At 72.6% G+C, this 18,843-nt stretch carries 15 protein-coding genes; 13 read left to right on the top strand and 2 right to left on the bottom strand.

The genetic code is table 11. The features are described from left to right. Positions 1-111: 111 nt before the first annotated feature. From ACGFYP_RS20375 to ACGFYP_RS20340, 8 genes are all read left to right on the top strand, one after another. Positions 112-915 carry an RNA polymerase sigma factor gene (locus ACGFYP_RS20375; RefSeq protein ID WP_393495184.1) on the top strand — a complete coding sequence of 268 codons (804 nt, stop codon included), beginning with the start codon at positions 112-114 and terminating at the stop codon, positions 913-915. Continuing rightward, positions 881-1,231 carry a hypothetical protein gene (locus ACGFYP_RS20370; protein ID WP_393495181.1) on the top strand — a complete coding sequence of 117 codons (351 nt, stop codon included), beginning with the start codon at positions 881-883 and terminating at the stop codon, positions 1,229-1,231. The genes ACGFYP_RS20375 and ACGFYP_RS20370 overlap by 35 nt, the downstream gene beginning before the upstream one ends. 16 nt (positions 1,232-1,247) lie before the next feature. Next, entirely contained in the window at positions 1,248-1,817 is a 570-nt protein-coding gene (locus ACGFYP_RS20365; RefSeq protein WP_393495178.1) for a hypothetical protein, read from the top strand. Positions 1,818-1,931: 114 nt separating this feature from the next. Then, entirely contained in the window at positions 1,932-2,504 is a 573-nt protein-coding gene (locus ACGFYP_RS20360; RefSeq protein ID WP_393495175.1) for an RNA polymerase sigma factor, read from the top strand. Next, positions 2,501-3,379: a zf-HC2 domain-containing protein gene (locus ACGFYP_RS20355; RefSeq protein WP_393495172.1), complete on the top strand. Its 879-nt coding sequence runs from the start codon at positions 2,501-2,503 to the stop codon at positions 3,377-3,379. Before ACGFYP_RS20360 ends, ACGFYP_RS20355 begins: the two co-directional genes overlap by 4 nt. A gap of 59 nt (positions 3,380-3,438) precedes the next feature. After that, on the top strand, positions 3,439-4,218 hold the full coding sequence (locus ACGFYP_RS20350) for an ABC transporter ATP-binding protein (protein WP_393495757.1): 780 nt from the start codon (positions 3,439-3,441) through the stop codon (positions 4,216-4,218). Continuing rightward, a complete protein-coding gene (locus ACGFYP_RS20345) occupies positions 4,215-5,549 on the top strand; it encodes a hypothetical protein (protein ID WP_393495169.1) in 1,335 nt (444 codons plus the stop codon). Before ACGFYP_RS20350 ends, ACGFYP_RS20345 begins: the two co-directional genes overlap by 4 nt. After that, a complete protein-coding gene (locus ACGFYP_RS20340; RefSeq protein ID WP_393495166.1) occupies positions 5,546-6,178 on the top strand; it encodes a hypothetical protein in 633 nt (210 codons plus the stop codon). The genes ACGFYP_RS20345 and ACGFYP_RS20340 overlap by 4 nt, the downstream gene beginning before the upstream one ends. A gap of 13 nt (positions 6,179-6,191) precedes the next feature. Here the strand turns inward: ACGFYP_RS20340 and ACGFYP_RS20335 are convergent, their stop codons facing one another. Continuing rightward, entirely contained in the window at positions 6,192-6,830 is a 639-nt protein-coding gene (locus ACGFYP_RS20335; RefSeq protein WP_393495163.1) for a TetR/AcrR family transcriptional regulator, read from the bottom strand. 160 nt (positions 6,831-6,990) lie between these two features. Between ACGFYP_RS20335 and ACGFYP_RS20330 the strand changes: the two genes are divergently transcribed. The 5 genes from ACGFYP_RS20330 (at position 6,991) to ACGFYP_RS20310 (ending at position 15,681) form a co-directional block, all read left to right on the top strand. Further along, positions 6,991-8,736 (top strand): glycoside hydrolase family 3 protein, encoded by a 1,746-nt coding sequence (locus ACGFYP_RS20330; RefSeq protein ID WP_393495159.1) that lies wholly within the window; start codon positions 6,991-6,993, stop codon positions 8,734-8,736. 313 nt (positions 8,737-9,049) lie between these two features. Then, the gene (locus ACGFYP_RS20325; protein WP_393495156.1) at positions 9,050-9,715 is read left to right on the top strand and encodes a spermidine synthase; all 666 of its coding nucleotides are present in this window, start codon (positions 9,050-9,052) and stop codon (positions 9,713-9,715) included. 59 nt (positions 9,716-9,774) lie between these two features. Further along, entirely contained in the window at positions 9,775-10,512 is a 738-nt protein-coding gene (locus tag ACGFYP_RS20320; RefSeq protein WP_315891128.1) for a response regulator transcription factor, read from the top strand. After that, on the top strand, positions 10,509-11,606 hold the full coding sequence (locus ACGFYP_RS20315; protein ID WP_393495152.1) for an ATP-binding protein: 1,098 nt from the start codon (positions 10,509-10,511) through the stop codon (positions 11,604-11,606). The genes ACGFYP_RS20320 and ACGFYP_RS20315 overlap by 4 nt, the downstream gene beginning before the upstream one ends. A 280-nt stretch (positions 11,607-11,886) precedes the next feature. Continuing rightward, positions 11,887-15,681 (top strand): multifunctional oxoglutarate decarboxylase/oxoglutarate dehydrogenase thiamine pyrophosphate-binding subunit/dihydrolipoyllysine-residue succinyltransferase subunit, encoded by a 3,795-nt coding sequence (locus tag ACGFYP_RS20310; RefSeq protein WP_393495148.1) that lies wholly within the window; start codon positions 11,887-11,889, stop codon positions 15,679-15,681. Positions 15,682-15,760: 79 nt separating this feature from the next. On the opposite strand, the gene fxsT is transcribed toward ACGFYP_RS20310, so the two are convergent. After that, positions 15,761-18,787, bottom strand: a complete 3,027-nt coding sequence (gene fxsT / locus ACGFYP_RS20305; protein WP_393495145.1) for an FxSxx-COOH system tetratricopeptide repeat protein — start codon at positions 18,785-18,787, stop codon at positions 15,761-15,763. Positions 18,788-18,843 lie beyond the last annotated feature (56 nt).

Here is an 18,843-nt window from a genome sequence, read left to right as displayed (position 1 = left end):
CCGCGCCCCCCGCCGGGGCCCGCCGGAGCCCGCCGGGGCCCGCCGGAGCCCGCCCGGAAAACGAGGGCGCGGAATTGCAACCTCCGCACCCCTCCCCCGCGTTCAGAGGTCGTGACGACGAGCTTTCCCGGGTGCGGGCAGTGCACCGATGACGGGGCCGCCGGGGGCGGGGCCGAGGACGGACCGTCAGGCGCCGGACCGGCCGACGGCGGACCTGCCGGTGCCAGGCCTGCCGGTGCCAGGCCGGCCGGTGGCAGGCCCGCGCGGCCGGTCGGCGAGGGCGACGCGTGCGACGGGCACCTCGTCCACGCCGTCGCCGACGGCGACAAGGACGCGCTGTCCCGGCTGTTCGCCCGGCACGCGGGCCCCCTCTTCGCCCATCTCCTCAACCGCGGCTTCCCCGCCCAGACCGTCGAGGACGCCGTCCAGGAGACGTTCCTGACGGTGTGGAAGAGCGCGTCCGGATTCCACGAGGGCAGCGTCACCGCCTGGCTGCGGCGGATAGCGCACTGCAGGGCCGTCGACCTCGAACGGGCCGCGGGACGTCAGCGCGCCCTCGCCGACCGGGCCCGCGAGCACACCCCCGCCTCCGCGGGAACGGCACCCTCCGCCGAAGACTGCCTGCTCGCCTCCTCGCCCCGCTACGCGGCCATAGCCTTCGCGCTCGCCGGGCTCCCCGCCCCGCAGCGCGAGGTCATCGAGCTGCGCTACCTCCAGCACTACAGCGTCCGCGAGACCGCCGAGCGCCTCGCCGTCCCCGAGGGCACGGTCAAGGCCCGCGCCGCCCGGGGCTGCGCCCGGCTGCGCGAATGGATCGTGGCCCAGGACGAGGCGCGGCGCCCGGACGGCGTACCGCGCGCCCCCGGCGAAGGAGGTGCCCATGACCGCGACCGGGTCCCCCGCCCCCGCCCGTAACCCCCACTCCCCCACCACAGCCGGCGCCACACCCACACCCACCCCCACCCCCACCCCCACCCCCAGCAGCGAAAGCAGCCCCCGCATGGCCGAGCTCTCTCCCCCCATGACGCCCGTCCCCACCCGGCACCTCCCGGCGCACTGGGTGGAGGCGTACGCCCGTGGGGAGCTCTCCCCCGAGCTCCTCGGCCACGCCGAGGCCCATCTCGAACGGTGCCGGGCCTGCGTCGACGCCGTCGACCTGGCCGTACGCGGCGGGCCGCACGGCCCCCGCCTCGACGCCCTGCACGCCGCCCTGGTCAATCGGATCGGGTGAGGGCATGCTCGGGACCATGGTGCGCAGGAGAACGACATGGGCCGCGTCGGCCGCACTGGTCACCTTGCTGACCGTGGCCGGATGCGGCGACCAGGACACCCCGTCGGCGCCCGTCGTGACCCAGGACGGGAGCTCGAAGCCGGCCCCGACCGGAACGGCACCGACCGCCCCCGGTACCGTCCCCGCGCCGCCGGTCCCCACCGGGTCGGACGGAACCGTGAAGAACGACCACGAGCCCGGCCCCCACGAGGTCCTCGTCGAGGTGAACGTCAACGGCGGCCTGGCCGGCGTCCGCAACCAGCTGATCGTCCACTACGACGGCAGCTACACCACCCGCTCCGGCACGGAGTCCCCGCGCAGCGGCAAGATGACTCCCGCCGAAGTGGCCGAACTGCGCGCGGCGTTGGAGGACCCGGCGTACGCGAAGGTACCCGCGCGTCCGACCGGTCAGCCGGTGCCGGACGGCTTCCAGTACGTCTTCACCCACCGGTACCGCGTCGTGGTCGCCGGGGACGGCGAGCGCCCGCCGGCACTCCAGCGCGTCTTCGAGGCCCTGCCCGACGGCGGCCCGCCGACCAGCCCCTGACCCGGCCCCCTGACTCGGGGCTCCGCCCCGGGCCCCTAAGCTCCTGACCAGGGCTCTTGGCCACGTCCCTGACGCCGCGTGAACCGTCGGCCGTCCGCCGAGCGATAGAGGGGCGTGAGACTGTTGCGCCCCGAACGGGGAGAAGAGCGGGACGACTCCGCGCTGTTGCGCGCGGTCGCCCGGGGTGACGCCGAGGCGCTGGCCGTGCTGTACGACCGGCACGCGGGGTGGCTGCACGCCCGGCTGGCCCGGCGGTGCCCGGACGAGGAGACCGTACGGGAGGTCCTCCAGGACACCTTCGTCACGGTCTGGCGCTCCGCCGGGTCCCACCGGGGCCGGGGCGAGGCGGGCGGCTGGCTCTGGGTCGTGGCCGCGCGCCGCCTGGTCGACGCCCAGCGCGTCCGGGCCCGTGCCGAGCGCGCCGCACCGGAACCGATCACCCCCGCCCCCTCGGCGGAGGACCGGGTCCTCGCGGGTCTGGAATACGGAGACGTCGGCGCCGCCCTCGACCGGATCTCGCCCGAGCTGCGCGAGGTGCTGCGGGCCACCGTCGTCGACGGTCTGACCACCCGCGAGACGGCCCGGCTGCTCGGGATACCGGAGGGCACCGTGAAGACCCGAGCGCTACGGGCCCGGCGCGAGCTGCGCGCCGCCCTCGGCCCGCACCCCCTGGGAGGCACCGCATGACCGCGCCGTGGCACGTGAGCGATGCGCTGGCCGCCCGCTATGCGTCGGGTTCGGCGCCCGAGCCGGACGCCTGGTCCGTGGAGAAGCACGTCGAGGTGTGCGGCGGCTGCGCCGCCCGCGTCTCGGCGGCGGTCCGCGCGGGGGGCTCGGGCCCGGTCCTCGCGGACGTCCGGGCGGCGCTCCTGGACACCGTGCGCGCGGAGACGGCGGCAGCCCCGCCCCGACGGGTGGGCCTGCGGCCCCGTCCCGCGCTCTCGCCCGCGTCCCGCTGGGCGCGGATCCTCTGGGCCGCGGGACCCGCGCTGCGGGGGGCGTGGCTGGTGGCGGTGCTCGTCGTGGTCGCCGCCGCGGTGGGGCTCGCGTACGGCGCGGGATTCCAGGAGGCGCGCCCGATGCTGCTCGCCCTCGCCCCGGTGCTGCCGCTCGCCGGGGTGGCCGTCTCGTACGGACGTCACGCCGACCCGATGTACGAGATCGGGGTGGCGACGCCCTCCGGCGGGCTGCGTCTGCTGCTCACCCGGGCCGCGGCGGTACTCGGCGTGTGTGTGCCGGTACTGACCTCGGCCGGGGCCCTGCTGCCGCCGGTCACCGGTGTGCCGGGCGCCGCCGCCTGGCTGCTGCCCGGGCTCGCGCTGACCCTTGCGGCCCTGGCCCTCGGTTCGTTCGTGGGGTGCCGGGCGGCCGCGCTGACGCTCATGGGCGGCTGGCTGCTCGCGGTGACCGGTCCTGTGCTCGGGCAGCCGGGGGCCGCGGCCGAGCTGGCCCGCCTCCTCTCGGGCCCGGCCGCTCAGGGCGGTTGGGCCGCCGCCGCCGTCGCGTGTGCGGGTCTGTTGGCCCTGCGGCGCCGTTCCTTCGACCACTTGGAGACCCGGTGACCACCCGGACCACGCACCCCACCCACCGCGCGCCTGGCGCGCCGACCACCACCGTCGCGGTGACGGGCCTGACCGTCCGGCACCGCAGGACCGTCGCGCTCGACCGCCTCGACCTGACCCTCGCCCCCGGTGTCCACGGCCTCCTCGGCCCGAACGGTGCCGGGAAGACCTCCCTGATCCGGGTCCTCGCGACCGTGGCCGCCCCGTCGGACGGTCGGGTGGAGCTCCTGGGCCGGGACGCCGGGGCGCACCGCGAGCGGTCGGAGATCCGTCGCCGACTGGGCTACCTGCCGCAGGAGTTCGGGTTCTACCCGGGCTTCACGGTCCGTGAGTTCGTGGCGTACGTGGCCTGGCTCAAGGAGATGCCCGCGGACCGCGCCGCCGACGCCGTGGAGCGCGCCGTGGAGCGGGTGGGGCTGGCCGACCGCATCGACGCCCGGCTGAAGACCCTGTCCGGGGGCATGGTCCGGCGGGCCGGGATCGCCCAGGCGATCGTGAACGAACCGGAGTTGCTCCTCCTCGACGAGCCGACGGCGGGCCTCGACCCCGAGCAGCGGGTCGAGTTCCGGACGCTCCTCAAGGAGATCGGCGCCTCGTCCACGGTGATCGTCTCCACCCACCTGGTGGAGGACGTGGCGGCGGCCTGCACGGAGGTCACGCTGATCGAGTCGGGCCGCGTCGCCTTCCGGGGTACGACCGCCGAACTCACCGCCCTGGGTGGGGAGTCGCCCGACCCGGGACTCGCCGGGGACTCGGCCAACGCGATCGAGCGCGGCTACACGCAGGCGCTCCGCGCCCACCGCCGACCGTCGGACGCCGTCTCGGAGGGCCTCCGATGACCGCCACCGACACACGGGCCACCGCCGCACCGCGCCGAGAGGCCGCCGCCCCACCCCGTACGTCCGTCCTCCGGACCGAGCTGCGACGCGGGATCGGGCCCTGGTCGGGCGCCGCCGTCGCGGTCACGACCCTCGTGACGATGTACGCCAAGGCACCCGGCTGGCAGTCGCGCTGGACCGACACGACCGACATGCTGCACATCGTCACCGGACTGCTCGTGGGCCCCCTCGTGCTCGCCCTCGGCTGCTGGCAGGGCGGGCGGGACCGGCGGAGCGGCACGCTGGAACTCCTGTCCTCCGTGCCGCGGAGCCCCCTGCGCCGTGCCTTCCTCGCCGTCGCGCCGACGGCGCTGTGGCCGGTCGCCGGGTACCTGTCCGCCGCCGCCGTGTGCCTGCTCGCCACCTGGCCGTACGTCGGTGGTGGCCCGCGTCCGTTCCTCGAACTCGTCGCCGCCGACGCCGTCACCCTGGCCGCGCTCGGCACGCTCGGCCATCTCGTCGGACGTCTGGTGCGGTGGCGTCTGACGGCGCCGCTGCTCGCGGTCTGCGGCTACGTGGTGTTCGGGGCGGCCTCCCGCACCTACACGATCGGTTTCTGGCTCAATCCGGCCGTCGAGCACTTCTACGTCTGGGACAGGCCGGTGTGGTGGTTCGCGCCGGCCTGGACCCTCTGGTCCGCCGGTCTCGCCCTCGCCGCTCTGCTCGCGTACGCGGCGGGCACCGCCCGGCTCCGGCTGCTCGCGCTCCTTCCGCTCGCCGCCGCGGTGGCCGCCGCCGTGCCGATCGTCCGTCTACCGATCGACGGCCCGTGGCGCCCCGATCCGGCGGCCGCGCGGCTGGTCTGCGACGAGGGCACGCCGCAGGTCTGCATGCCCGACGTCGACCGCGCCCTCCTGCCGGACATCTCCCGGGCTCTCGCGCCGTTCAACGAGCGGCTGCGCGGGCTGCCGGGCGCGCCGGCCCGCTGGGTCGGCGGTCCTGGCGCCCTGGGGCCCGGTGACACGACGCTCCCGAACCCGGACCTGGACGCGGTCAGGGGCGAGCTGTCCCGCCCCGACCTGTACCTCAACTCGGCGGTCCAGCACCTGTTCTCGGAGACCTGTCTCTCCGAGGACTTCTCCGGACCGGGCGTGGAGCGGCTCGGCGAGGTCCATCTCGCCGTGTCCGAGTGGCTGGCGCCGACGCCGGAGAACTACGGCATCCCCCTCGGCCCGGCCGGGCAGCGGTACCTCGACGCCCTGCACGCCAAGTCGCCCGCCGCCCAACGGGACTACCTCGCCCGCTACATGGCGGCGGACGGCTGCCGCCCCGAGGAGGTGCCGATCCCGTGAGCGCCCTCCTCCCGGGCCGCGGCGCCGGTCTCTCCCTGTACGTCCGTTCGCGGGCGCTCCCCGGCACGGTCGCGGCCCTGCTCGGCACGGCCGCGGCGGCCGCCTGGTCCGCGTCCTGGCTGCAGTCCCAGCCGGGCCTCGACCACGCCGCCCGCGTGCCGGTCGTCGCCCTCGCCCCGCTGCTCGCCGCTTCGGTGATCGGCACGAGCCTGTACGCGGCGAGCGAGGAGCTGGACCGTACGGCGACCCGGCCGTGGCCCGGGCGCCGTACCGCGCACCTGCTCGCCCTGACCGCCCTGGCCGTGGCCGCCCTCGCGCTCGCGGTGCCGGGCCGCCCGGAGCTGTTCGGAGGGCAGGCGATCGTCCGCAACACCCTGGGCTCGGTGGGCGTGACGGCCGCGGCGGCGGCGCTGATCGGCGCCCGGCAGAGCTGGCTGCCGATGACGGCGTACATCGGAACGGTCTATATCGCGGCGCCCGCCGCGCCGGGCGGCGCCGCGGCGCTGTGGGGCTGGCCGATGCAGCCGGGCCCGCAGCCGGGCGCGTGGGCGATGGCGGCGGGGGCGTTCGCCGGGGGCGCGGCGCTCTACGCGTGGCGCGGCGCCCGCCCTCCCGTACGGAACGGGTGACCCGGCAGCAGCCCTAGCCGGCCGTCGAGAGCTCCCTGTACTGGCGGCCCAGGAAGGCCCGTACGCGCGCGGGCATGTCCATCGATCCCGGGTCGAGCGCCCACTGGAGCTGCAGGCCGTCCATCACGGCCAGCTGCTCCTGCCCGGCGGCCCGGCAGTCGATGCCCTCGCGCAGCTCCCCGCGCCGTACCGCCGCCTCCATCAGGTCGACGGTGTGGCGCAGCACGCGCGCGTACCGCTCCTTGAAGTAGCCGTGCGCGGGGTGGCCGACGTTGCCCGACTCCCCGGCCAGGACGTTGAACATGCGCACGATGCCGGGGCGCCGGGTGTTCTCCTCGACGAGGGCGCCGACGGTCTCCAGGTAGGCGGCGTACGACTCCGGTTCGCGGGCGAAGAGGCGCTCGACGTCGTGCTGCTCGCTCTGTGCGAGGACCGAGAGCAGGAGGTCCTCCTTGCTGCGGAAGTGGTGCAGCAGTCCGCCCTGGGTGATGCCGCAGTCGTTGGCGATCCGGGCGAGCGAGGAGGCGTGGAAGCCCCACTGCCCGAAGTGCTCGACGGCGGTGTCGAGGATCTTCCGACGGCGCTCGTCCCCCACCGCGTAGCTGCCCCTGCCTGCGCTTCTACGGTTCGTCGGGCCCTGGTTCTCCGGCATGGGGCCCAGCTTAGGTGGTGCCCGGAATGAGACTTCCGTCCCGTGATCCAGGACACAAGCACAAAACCTAGTACCCACTCGGTTTTCGCGCTTAGCCTGAGGGCGCCAAGGCCGGCGACGCGCTCGGCCCGTACGACGGAGAGCCCTCAGGAGCTCCGACATGCACCCCTACCAGGACGCCAGCCAGCCCGTCGCCGACCGCGTCGAGGACCTGCTCTCCCGGATGACACTGGAGGAGAAGGCGGGCCAGCTCTTCCACTCGATGCTGATGATGAACGCGGACGGCACCCCGGTCACCGAGACCGACGGCTCGATGCTGCCGTTCACCACTCCGGAGCTGATCGAGGGCCGCCACCTCACGCACTTCAACCTGCTCGGCACCTACGGCGCCCGCGAGATGGCCCTCTGGCACAACGCGATCCAGGAGATGGCCGCGCACACCCGGCTCGGCATCCCGGTCTCGCTCTCCACCGACCCGCGCCACGCCTTCACCGACAACATCGGCGCCTCGTTCAACGCCGGCGCGTTCTCCGCCTGGCCCGAGGCGCTGGGGCTCGCCGCGATCGCCGACCCGGAGCTCGTGTTCCGCTTCGCCGACACCGTCCGTCGCGAGTACCTCTCCGTCGGCTTCCGTACAGCCCTCCACCCGCAGATCGACCTCGCCACCGAGCCGCGCTGGGCCCGCCAGTCCGGCACCTTCGGCTCGGACGCGAAGCTGACCGGCGAACTCGTCCAGGCGTACGTCCGCGGCCTCCAGGGCGAGGAGCTGGGACGCGACTCGGTGGCGGCCATGGTCAAGCACTTCCCCGGCGGCGGACCGCAGAAGGACGGCGAGGACCCGCACTTCCCGCACGGCAAGGAGCAGATCTACCCGGGCGGGATGCGGGAGCACCACCTGGAGCCCTTCAAGGCGGCCATCGCCGCCGGCTGCTCGCAGATGATGCCGTACTACGGCCAGCCCATCGGCACCGACTGGGAAGAGGTCGGCTTCGGCTTCAACAAGGGCGTGGTCACCGGGCTGCTGCGGGAGGAGCTCGGCTTCACCGGCATCGTCTGCACCGACTGGGGGCTGCTCACGGACGCCTCGATCTTCGGCGAGACGCACGTGGCGCGGGCCTGGGGTGTGGAGCACCTGAGCGTGGCGGAGCGGGCGGCGAAGTCGCTGGACGCGGGCTCGGACCAGTTCGGCGGCGAGCAGTGCCCCGAGGTGATCGTGGAGCTGGTCGAGTCCGGCCGGATCTCCGAGGCGCGCGTCGACGCCTCCGTACGGCGACTGCTGCGCGAGAAGTTCGTGCTCGGGCTCTTCGACGAACGCCGGTACGTCGACCCGGACGAGGCCGCCGAGACCGTCGGCCGCGCCGACTTCACGGCGGCGGGCGCGGCGGCCCAGCGCCGCTCGCTGACCGTCCTCACCGACGGACCGCTGCCGCTCACCGGGCGCCCGAAGCTGTACGTCGAGAACGTCGACCCGGCGGTCGCGGCGGTGTACGGGGACGTCGTGGCCACCCCGGCGGAGGCGGACCTGGCGGTGCTGCGGCTGCGCACCCCGTACGAGGAGCGGCCGAACCGCTTCGAGTCCTTCTTCCACTCCGGCTCCCTCGCCTTCGCGGAGCCCGAGCTGACCGGGATCCTCGCGCTGCTCGCGACCGTCCCGACGGTCGTCTGCGTCAACCTGGAGCGCCCCGCCGTCCTGCCGGAGATCGCCGAGCGGGCGGCGGCCCTGATCGCCGACTACGGCGCGAGCGACGAGGCCCTCCTCGACGTCGCCTTCGGCCGGGCGAAGGCGGAGGGCCGGCTGCCCTTCGAGCTGCCGCGCTCGATGGCGGCGGTGGAGGCGGCCCGCCCGGACGTCCCGAACGACACGAAGGACCCGGTCTTCCCCCACGGCCACGGCCTGGCCATCTGAGCCGGGATCCGGTGGCTGGGATCCAACGCGCCGGATCCCAGCCATCGGATCCAACCCATCGGCCCGACACATTGGATCCGACAGATCGGATCCAACAGATCGGATCTTGGATCCAACATCCGATCCATCGGATCCGATCTCCCTGACCGCGGGGTTCCTGACCGGCCCCGCACCCCGGTCCGGGGCCGGCCCGTGGGGGGCCCCGGCCCCGGACCGAATCTCGCCCCCGCATCCGTATCGCGTTTGTCCCGGCCCTCCCCGCGCCGCAAGGATGGCCGGGACAGCAGTCCGCCGAGACCGGGAGTGCGCGAACATGTCCAGCCCCGTCACGATCGACCGCCGCGAGGGACCGTACGGAGAAGTCGTACTGCGGCGGCGCGACGAGCACTTGGAGATCATCGCCAACGGCACCTTCCTGATGGACACCTCCGACGGACGCTCGGAGCGGCTGCTGATCGACGCCGCGATGGACGCCCTCGGCGGGCGCCCCGGAGCCTCCGTCCTCATCGGCGGCCTCGGCGTCGGCTTCTCCCTGGCGCACGCCTCCGCGGACCCCCGCTGGGGCCGGATCGCGGTGGTCGAGCGCGAGCAGGCGATCATCGACTGGCACCGCGAAGGCCCCCTCGCCGCGATCTCGGGCACCGCTCTGGCCGATCCGCGCAACGTGATCCTTCACACGGACCTGGTGGCGTACGTCCACGAGTCCCCCGACACGTACGACGCGCTCTGCCTGGACATCGACAACGGGCCCGACTGGACCGTCACCGAGGACAACCAAAACCTTTACTCCGCCGGGGGGTTGGCGGCCTGCGCCAGGCGCCTGAATCCGGGCGGAATCCTCGCCGTCTGGTCGGCCCGACCGTCCGCCGATTTCGAAGAGTCCTTGCGGAATGCCGGATTCAGCGGGGTACGGACGGAAGAGGTCCCCGTTGCCCGGGGCGTCCCTGACGTGGTGCACCTCGCCGTCCGGCCTGCGTAGCCGGGATGCCGCCGGTGCCTCTAGGCTGCTGGCCGACACCAGCGATGCGAGGCGGGGCAATGGAGCAGACACACACCACTCACCACGGTGCGGCGGCCACTCCGGGTGCGCAGCGGCGGGTGCTGGTCGTCGAGGACGACACGACGATCGTGGATGCGATCTCCGCGAGGCTGCGGGCGGAAGGATTCCTCGTCCAGACGGCGACCGACGGCCCCGCGGCCGTCGACGCGGCCGAGGCCTGGCAGCCCGACCTGATGGTCCTCGACGTGATGCTGCCCGGTTTCGACGGCCTGGAGGTCTGCCGCCGCGTCCAGGCGCAGCGCCCGGTGCCGGTCCTGATGCTGACCGCGCGGGACGACGAGACGGACATGCTGGTCGGGCTCGGCGTCGGCGCCGACGACTACATGACCAAGCCGTTCTCCATGCGTGAGCTGGCCGCGCGCGTGCACGTCCTGCTGCGCCGGGTGGAGCGGGCCGCGCTGGCGGCCGTCACGCCGCGGAGCGGGATCCTGCGCCTCGGCGAGCTGGAGATCGACCACGCGCAGCGCCGGGTCCGGGTCAGGAACGACGACGTCCATCTGACGCCGACCGAGTTCGACCTGCTGGTCTGCCTGGCGAACACCCCCCGCGCGGTCCTCTCGCGCGAGCAGCTGCTCGCCGAGGTCTGGGACTGGGCAGACGCCTCCGGCACTCGGACGGTGGACAGCCACATCAAGGCGCTGCGCCGGAAGATCGGGGCGGAGCGGATCCGTACGGTCCACGGTGTCGGGTACGCGCTGGAGACGCCGGCGTCATGAGCCGCCGGGGGCAGCGCCCCGAGCCCCGGAGGAGGCGCCGGATCGTGATCTCGATCAAGACCAAGCTGGGCACGCTGGTCGTCGGGGCGGTCCTGCTGACCTCGGGGCTCGCGCTGGTGGCGATCCGGACCTCCACCGAGTTCCGGTACATCACGATCTTCGCGATGATCGCGACGCTGCTGATCACCCAGTTCGTGGCGCAGTCCCTCACGGCGCCGCTCGACGAGATGAACACGGTGGCCGGGTCGATCTCGCGCGGGGACTTCAGCCGCCGGGTGCGCGGCGCGGACCGCCGCGACGAGCTGGGCGACCTGGCCTCGACGATCAACCGCATGGCGGACGACCTGGAGTCCGTCGACCGGCACCGCAAGGAGCTGGTCGCGAACGTCTCGCACGAGCTGCGCACCCCCATCGCGGCGCTCCGCGCGGTCCTGGAGAACGTCGTCGACGGGGTCTCGGAGGCCGACCCGGAGACGATGCGGACGGCCCTGAAGCAGACCGAGCGGCTCGGCCGGCTGGTGGAGACCCTGCTCGACCTGTCACGTCTTGACAACGGTGTCGTCACGCTCAAGGCACGGCGCTTCGAGGTCTGGCCGTACCTCTCGGGCGTGCTCCGCGAGGCCAATCTGGCCGCGTCCCAGCGCGGCCTGTCCTCCACGTCCGGCCTGCACAACCGCACGGACGTCCATCTGCACCTCGACGTCTCACCGCCCGAGCTGACCGCCCACGCGGACGCGGAGCGGCTGCACCAGGTGATGGCGAACCTGATCGACAACGCGGTGAAGCACTCGCCGCCGCACGGCCGCGTGACCGTACGGGCGCGGCGCGGGGACTGGCCGGACTCGCTGGCCCTGGAGGTCGAGGACGAGGGTCCCGGCATCCCTGAGGCGCTGCGGCACACGGTCTTCGAGCGTTTCAACCGGGGACAGGTGCCGGCCCAGGCCGGTCCCGGCAGCGACGGCGGTACGGGTCTGGGCCTCGCGATCGCCCGCTGGGCCGTCGATCTGCACGGCGGCGAGATCGGTGTGGCCGAATCGTCACGTGGCTGCCGAATCCAGGTCACTCTTCCGGGAAGTCTTCCGGCGCGCGATTGACGTAGGGTCGAACTGGAAGCACATGTTCTGCGTGTACATGAACAGGACACGATCAGGACGTGGTCAGGGATGCATGCCTCAGGGGCGGCAACCCCGTTCTCTCGTACCCGCGAGAGGGCAGAACCACGCTTGTTTCCCGCCATTCCCTGCCCTGAAACGCCGCGTCAAGTGTGACTTGCGCGACGTTGGGAGTGCCCGGCCTGCACCTGTCGGCCAGGGAGGCGTAGCCTTTATTTCCGCTGTCCATCACCTTGTGAAGCGGAAGAGGGCGGTTACCGCCGTGTCGTCTCAGTCCCCCAGTTCCCCGAGTACCTCCACCGGCCAAGACGGGCAGGGTCAGAACCCTGCGACCGCCTTCGGCGCCAATGAGTGGCTCGTCGACGAGATCTACCAGCAGTACCTCCAGGACCCGAATTCGGTCGATCGTGCCTGGTGGGACTTCTTCGCCGACTACAAGCCCGGCGCCACGGAGACCCCGGCCGCCGCGCCGCAGGTGAGCCCCGCACAGGCCGCACCTGCCGCGCCCGCCGCTCCGGCACCGGTCAAGGCCGCCCCCGCCGCGGCCGCTCCGGCCCCGGCCGCCGCTGCTCCGGCCCCCGCCAAGCCCGCCGCCGCCCCGGCTCCTGCCGCCGCGGCTCCGGCCCCGGCGAAGGCCGCCCCGGCCGCCGCGAAGCCCGCGCCCGCCGCCCCGGCGGCCGAGGCGCCCGCAGGGCCCGAGCTGATCACGCTGCGCGGCCCCGCCGCCGCCGTCGCGAAGAACATGAACGCCTCGCTGGAGGTGCCGACGGCCACGTCCGTCCGCGCCGTCCCGGTGAAGCTGCTCTTCGACAACCGGATCGTGATCAACAACCACCTGAAGCGCGCCCGGGGCGGGAAGATCTCCTTCACGCACCTCATCGGCTACGCGATGGTGCAGGCGATCAAGGCCATGCCGTCGATGAACTACTCCTTCGCGGAGAAGGACGGCAAGCCGACGCTGGTCAAGCCGGAGCACGTGAACTTCGGCCTCGCCATCGACCTGGTGAAGCCGAACGGTGACCGCCAGCTCGTCGTCGCCGGCATCAAGAAGGCCGAGACGCTGAACTTCTTCGAGTTCTGGCAGGCCTACGAGGACATCGTCAAGCGCGCCCGCGTCGGCAAGCTGACGATGGAGGACTTCACCGGCGTCACGGTCTCGCTGACCAACCCCGGCGGCCTCGGCACCGTCCACTCCGTGCCGCGCCTGATGCCCGGACAGTCCGTGATCATGGGCGTCGGCTCGATGGACTACCCGGCCGAGTTCCAGGGCACCTCCCAGGACACCCTGAACAAGCTGGGCATCTCCAAGGTCATGACGCTGACCTCGACGTACGACCACCGCGTCATCCAGGGCGCCGCCTCCGGCGAGTTCCTGCGCGTCGTCGCGAACTACCTCCTCGGCGAGGAGGGCTTCTACGACGACATCTTCAAGGCCCTGCGCATCCCCTACGAGCCGGTCCGCTGGCTCAAGGACATCGACGCCTCGCACGACGACGACGTCACCAAGGCCGCGCGCGTCTTCGAGCTGATCCACTCCTACCGGGTCCGCGGCCACGTCATGGCCGACACCGACCCGCTGGAGTACCGCCAGCGCAAGCACCCCGACCTGGACATCACCGAACACGGACTGACGCTCTGGGACCTGGAGCGCGAGTTCGCGGTCGGTGGCTTCGCGGGCAAGTCCATGATGAAGCTCCGCGACATCCTCGGCGTGCTGCGCGACTCGTACTGCCGCACCACCGGCGTCGAGTTCATGCACATCCAGGACCCGAAGCAGCGCAAGTGGATCCAGGACCGCGTCGAGCGCTCGCACTCCAAGCCGGAGCGCGAGGAGCAGCTGCGGATCCTGCGCCGCCTGAACGCGGCCGAGGCGTTCGAGACCTTCCTGCAGACCAAGTACGTCGGTCAGAAGCGGTTCTCCCTGGAGGGCGGCGAGTCCGTCATCCCGCTGCTCGACGCGGTCATCGACTCCGCCGCCGAGTCCCGCCTGGACGAGGTCGTCATCGGCATGGCCCACCGCGGCCGTCTGAACGTCCTCGCGAACATCGTGGGCAAGTCGTACGCGCAGATCTTCCGCGAGTTCGAGGGCAACCTCGACCCGAAGTCGATGCACGGCTCCGGCGACGTGAAGTACCACCTGGGCGCCCAGGGCACCTTCACCGGCCTGGACGGCGAGCAGATCAAGGTCTCGCTCGCCGCCAACCCCTCGCACCTGGAGGCGGTCGACCCGGTCCTGGAGGGTGTCGTCCGCGCCAAGCAGGACGTCATCAACAAGGGCGGCACGGACTTCACCGTCCTGCCCGTCGCCCTGCACGGGGACGCGGCCTTCGCCGGCCAGGGTGTCGTCGCCGAGACGCTGAACATGTCGCAGCTGCGCGGCTACCGCACCGGCGGCACGGTCCACATCGTCATCAACAACCAGGTCGGCTTCACGGCGGCTCCCGAGTCGTCCCGCTCCTCCATGTACGCCACGGACGTGGCCCGCATGATCGAGGCGCCGATCTTCCACGTGAACGGTGACGACCCGGAGGCCGTGGTCCGCGTCGCGCGGCTCGCCTTCGAGTTCCGCCAGACGTTCAACAAGGACGTCGTGATCGACCTCATCTGCTACCGCCGCCGCGGTCACAACGAGGGCGACAACCCGCAGTTCACCAACCCGCAGATGTACAACCTGATCGACAAGAAGCGTTCGGTGCGCAAGCTGTACACCGAGTCGCTGATCGGTCGCGGCGACATCACGCTGGAAGAGGCGGAGCAGGCGCTCCAGGACTTCCAGGGCCAGCTGGAGAAGGTCTTCGCGGAGGTCCGCGAGGCCACCTCGGCGCCGGCCCCTGCGCACGTCCCGGACCCCCAGCCGGAGTTCCCGGTCGCCGTCACCACCGCGGTCTCCCAGGAGGTCGTGAAGCGGATCGCCGAGTCTCAGGTCAGCATCCCGGAGCGGATCACGGTCCACCCGCGTCTGATGCCGCAGATGCAGCGCCGCGCGGCCTCCATCGACGACGGCACCATCGACTGGGGCTTCGGCGAGACCCTCGCCATCGGCTCGCTGCTGATGGAGGGCACCCCGGTCCGGCTGTCCGGCCAGGACTCCCGCCGCGGCACCTTCGGCCAGCGGCACGCGGTCCTGGTGGACCAGGAGACCGGCGAGGACTACACCCCGCTGCTCTACCTGGCCGAGGACCAGGCCCACTACAACGTCTACGACTCGCTGCTCAGCGAGTACGCGGCGATGGGCTTCGAGTACGGCTACTCGCTGGCCCGCCCGGACTCCCTGGTCATCTGGGAGGCCCAGTTCGGTGACTTCGTCAACGGCGCGCAGACCGTCGTCGACGAGTTCATCTCCTCGGCCGAGCAGAAGTGGGGCCAGACCTCCGGCGTCACGCTGCTCCTGCCGCACGGCTACGAGGGCCAGGGCCCGGACCACTCGTCCGCGCGCCCGGAGCGCTTCCTCCAGATGTGCGCGCAGGACAACATGACGATCGCCATGCCGACCCTGCCGTCGAACTACTTCCACCTGCTGCGCTGGCAGGTCCACAACCCGCACCACAAGCCGCTCATCGTCTTCACCCCGAAGTCGATGCTGCGTCTGAAGGCCGCGGCGTCGAAGGTGGAGGAGTTCACCACCGGCGGCTTCCGCCCGGTGATCGGCGATGCGACGGTCAACCCGGCCGACGTCCGCAAGGTCGTCTTCTGCGCCGGCAAGGTCTACTACGACCTGGAGGCCGAGCGGCAGAAGCGCGGTGTCACGGACACGGCGATCATCCGTCTGGAGCGCCTGTACCCGCTGCCGGGTGCCGAGCTGCAGGCCGAGATCGCCAAGTACCCGAACGCCGAGAAGTACCTGTGGGCGCAGGAGGAGCCGGCGAACCAGGGTGCGTGGCCGTTCATCGCACTGAACCTGATCGACCACCTGGACCTGGCGGTCGGCGCCGACATCCCGCACGGCGAGCGCCTGCGCCGGATCTCGCGTCCGCACTCCTCGTCCCCGGCGGTCGGCTCGGCCAAGCGCCACCAGGCCGAGCAGCAGCAGCTGGTCAACGAGGTCTTCGACGCCTGACCCGCTGCCGTACCGGTACGCGTACGTCGAGAGGCCCGGCACCCCGAGAGGGGGGCCGGGCCTCCGGCGTTCTCCGGGGCTATCCGAGGTTGGCCTCGAAGTCCCAGTAGGGGCGGTTGCGCTGGCGCGCCGAGAGGGTGTGCGGGTGTTGGGCGCCGAGGGTCCTGGTGAGGGTGAGCAGGGCGTCCTCCTCCAGCTTTCCGGCCTCCTCGACCTCGCGCAGGCCGCGCAGGTCGGTGGCGAGGGCGACCTGGCAGGACAGGGTGAGCGGGTGCTCGCTGCCGAGGGTGTGGCGGGCGCGGCGCAGGGTCTCCCGGCTGAGTTCGGCGGCGTCCGCGACCCGCCCGTTGAAGTTGCGGGCCGCGGTGGCGTTGAGGGCGCAGCCGAGGGCCCAGGGGTGGTCGGGTCCGAGGGAGGCGGTCAGGCCGGCGAGCGCGGCCTCCAGCATGGCGAGGGCGTCGGCGCGTTCGCCGGAGGCCTGCATGACGAGCGCCGTGTTGGCGAGGACGCCGGTGGCGACCGGGTGGGCGGGGCCGAGGAGCGCGCGGTAGCCGGCCTCGGCCTCGCTGCTGAGCTCCCTGGCGTGGTCCAGGTCGCCGTGTTCGCGCAGGTAGTTGGCGTAGTTGTTGATGGAGGAGAGGGTGGAGTAGTGGGAGCGGCCGTGCACCTGCTCCTGCTGTTCGAGCAGGCTGGCCATGGTGGCGCCGAGGTCCTGCTGGAAGCCGCCCTCGCGGCGGCGGCAGAGCGCGAGCTGGGCGCGGGCGTAGAGGGTCTGCAGGTGCTGCGGCCCGAGGACCTGGACGTGCACCCGGACGTTGGCCTCCTGGCGGGCGAGCGCCTCGCGGTAGTTGCCGAGCAGGCGCAGGTCCTGGGCGACGGCGTTGCTGGTGTTGAGGGTGTGTGCGTGGCGGGGGCGGAGCACGCTCTCGCTGCGGGCGAGCGAGGCCACGTCCTGGTCGTACGCCTCCCGGTAGCGGCCGAGCATGCGCAGCACGACGCCGAGGTTGTGGCCGGCGACGAGAGTGAGGAACTCGTTCTCGCCGAGGAGCCGTTGGGCCTCCAGGTACGCCTCGCGCTGGATCCGTTCCGATTCCTGGTACTGGCCGAGGAAGCGCAGGTCGCTGGCGATGGAGACGGCGGAGCGGAGGGAGCCGAGCTCGTCCCTGGTCCCGGCGGCGTCCAGCCGGTCACGGACGGCGATGTCGAGTTCGTACGCGTCCCTGAACCGGCCGAAGGCGCGCAGGATGTAGCTCTCCTGCGTGGTGAGCTCCAGCATCTCGGGGCTGACCGGGTCCATGAACGTGGACCAGTGTTCCCTGATCTTCTCCGCCAGGCGGATCCCGGCTCGGTGCTCGGAGCTGCGGAAGCAGTAGCGCAGGCAGTTGAGCACGGCGGTCTGGACGCGGGGGTTGCGGCTGGAGAGGGCGCCGGAGGGCTCCAGGTGCGGAAGGAGTTCGGCGTACCGGGGCCAGTGCCGGCTGTCCATGGGGTTGCCGGGGTCCGCCTCGGCGAGGAGGGTGCGGACGGCCTTGCGGTGGGCCTCGCGGTGTTCGCCGTCGGTCAGCCGGGCGACGATGTCGTGGACGAGCCGGTGCATGTGCACGGACTCCTGGTGCGGCCCCACCTCGACGTTGGTGACGGGTCCGCGTGATTCGCGGCTGAGCACCGAGTAGTTGACGAGGGTGTCGAGGGCTCTGGTCCAGGCCGGGAGGTCGGTGACCATCCAGCGGAGGTCCTCCGGCAGGTCGGCCTGTGGATAGGCGCGCACGATGCCGAGGGGGATGCGGCCGGGGGCGAAGGAGGCGCACAGGCTGAGGACGTCGATGGCCTGCGGCTGGGCGCGTCGGAGCCGGTTGATCAGTATCGACCAGGAGGTGAGCGAGGCGTTGGGGAAGCCGTCGCCGGCGGGCTCGTCCACGGTGGAGAGCCGCCCGTCGCGGACCATGCGCAGGTACTCGGGAACCTCCATGCCGGACTCGCCCAGCCAGGCGGCTGCCTGGACGAGCGGCAGGGGCACGTCGCCGAACTCGGCGGCGACCTCGTCGGCCTCGGGCGCCGAGATGTGCGGGGCCCGGCGCATGAGGTAGGCGGTGGACTCGGCGCGGTCGAAGCTGGGGACTTCGAGGATGTCGGTGTGGTCGCCCCAGCCGCGGTTGCGGGAGGTGATGAGCACATGGCCGGGGCCTTGGGGCAGCAGCACGCCGGCGCCGTCGGTGTCGTCCCAGCCGTCGAAGATGATCAGCCAGCGGGTGTGCGGGTCGCCGCGGCGCAGGGCCTCGCGGACGGCGCGGATGCGCTCGCCGGGGTCGTTGCCGGTGGGCAGGCGCAGTTCGGTGGCGAGTTCGCCGAAGCGGTCGCGCTGGATGTTGCGGTCGTCGGAGTTGACCCACCAGATGACGTCGTAGTCGGGGCTGAAGCGGTGGGCGTACTCGGCGGCGATCTGGGTCTTGCCGATGCCGGACATGCCGAGCAGGGTGCAGGCGGCGCTGCCGCGCTCGGCGTCCATGAGCCGTTCCTGGAGCTCGGTGAGCAGGTCGTCGCGGCCGGTGAAGCGGGGGTTGCGGCGCGGAACGTCCCCCCACACGTCGGGCGGCGTCTCCGGGTAGCGCACGATCGAGCCGGGCGGCACCCGGCGGGCGGGTGTGCGGCGCGGTTCGATGCCGAGCCTGCTGAGCAGCCGCGCCTCCGCCTCCTCCTCGCCGACGCCCCAGAGGCTGACCGGTTCGAGGACGGCGGTGGCCGGGAGGAGGGTGCGGTTGGTCAGGTTGACGGCGGCGAACCGGTCGGCGTTGGCGGCGACGAAGCCGCGCAGCACGTCGTTCCATTCGCCCGCGGCGCGGGGGCCGAGCTGGAAGAACCAGTCGTCGAGGACGAGCAGCACCTGCCCCCTGGCGAGCAACAGGTCCCCGAGGGAGTCCTCGAGGGCCGATTCCCGTGGGGGGTCCCAGCGCAGCGGCGTGGTGCGCACGCCCTGGGCTTCGAGGCGCTGGCTGATCCAGGCCGACCACGGGCGGTGGTAGCCGGGGAAGACGACGAGGACATGCTCCGGCGCCGCTCTTCCCCCGTGGTCCGCCGCCGCGCCGCCACCCGACCGCTGTTCCGCCATGTGTACGTCTCCCGTCCCGCTCCCGCGCCACGCAGTGTCATGTGCCTTCGGCACAG

It is taken from the genome of Streptomyces sp. NPDC048370, assembly GCF_043200825.1.
In the GTDB taxonomy this organism is placed as follows: domain Bacteria; phylum Actinomycetota; class Actinomycetes; order Streptomycetales; family Streptomycetaceae; genus Streptomyces.
The sequence above is the reverse complement of the archived record's forward strand: the minus strand, read 5'-3'. Positions and strand labels throughout refer to the sequence as shown.

What these genes read in the sequence shown, in the direction of transcription:
- ACGFYP_RS20330 (WP_393495159.1), top strand. Translation starts at nt 6,991, where the DNA reads ATGCACCCCTACCAGGACGCCAGCCAGCCCGTCGCCGACCGCGTCGAG.
- ACGFYP_RS20355 (WP_393495172.1), top strand. Translation starts at nt 2,501, where the DNA reads ATGACCGCGCCGTGGCACGTGAGCGATGCGCTGGCCGCCCGCTATGCG.
- fxsT (WP_393495145.1), bottom strand. Translation starts at nt 18,787, where the DNA reads ATGGCGGAACAGCGGTCGGGTGGCGGCGCGGCGGCGGACCACGGGGGA.
- ACGFYP_RS20320 (WP_315891128.1), top strand. Translation starts at nt 9,775, where the DNA reads ATGGAGCAGACACACACCACTCACCACGGTGCGGCGGCCACTCCGGGT.
- ACGFYP_RS20325 (WP_393495156.1), top strand. Translation starts at nt 9,050, where the DNA reads ATGTCCAGCCCCGTCACGATCGACCGCCGCGAGGGACCGTACGGAGAA.
- ACGFYP_RS20345 (WP_393495169.1), top strand. Translation starts at nt 4,215, where the DNA reads ATGACCGCCACCGACACACGGGCCACCGCCGCACCGCGCCGAGAGGCC.
- ACGFYP_RS20370 (WP_393495181.1), top strand. Translation starts at nt 881, where the DNA reads ATGACCGCGACCGGGTCCCCCGCCCCCGCCCGTAACCCCCACTCCCCC.
- ACGFYP_RS20365 (WP_393495178.1), top strand. Translation starts at nt 1,248, where the DNA reads ATGGTGCGCAGGAGAACGACATGGGCCGCGTCGGCCGCACTGGTCACC.
- ACGFYP_RS20315 (WP_393495152.1), top strand. Translation starts at nt 10,509, where the DNA reads ATGAGCCGCCGGGGGCAGCGCCCCGAGCCCCGGAGGAGGCGCCGGATC.
- ACGFYP_RS20335 (WP_393495163.1), bottom strand. Translation starts at nt 6,830, where the DNA reads ATGCCGGAGAACCAGGGCCCGACGAACCGTAGAAGCGCAGGCAGGGGC.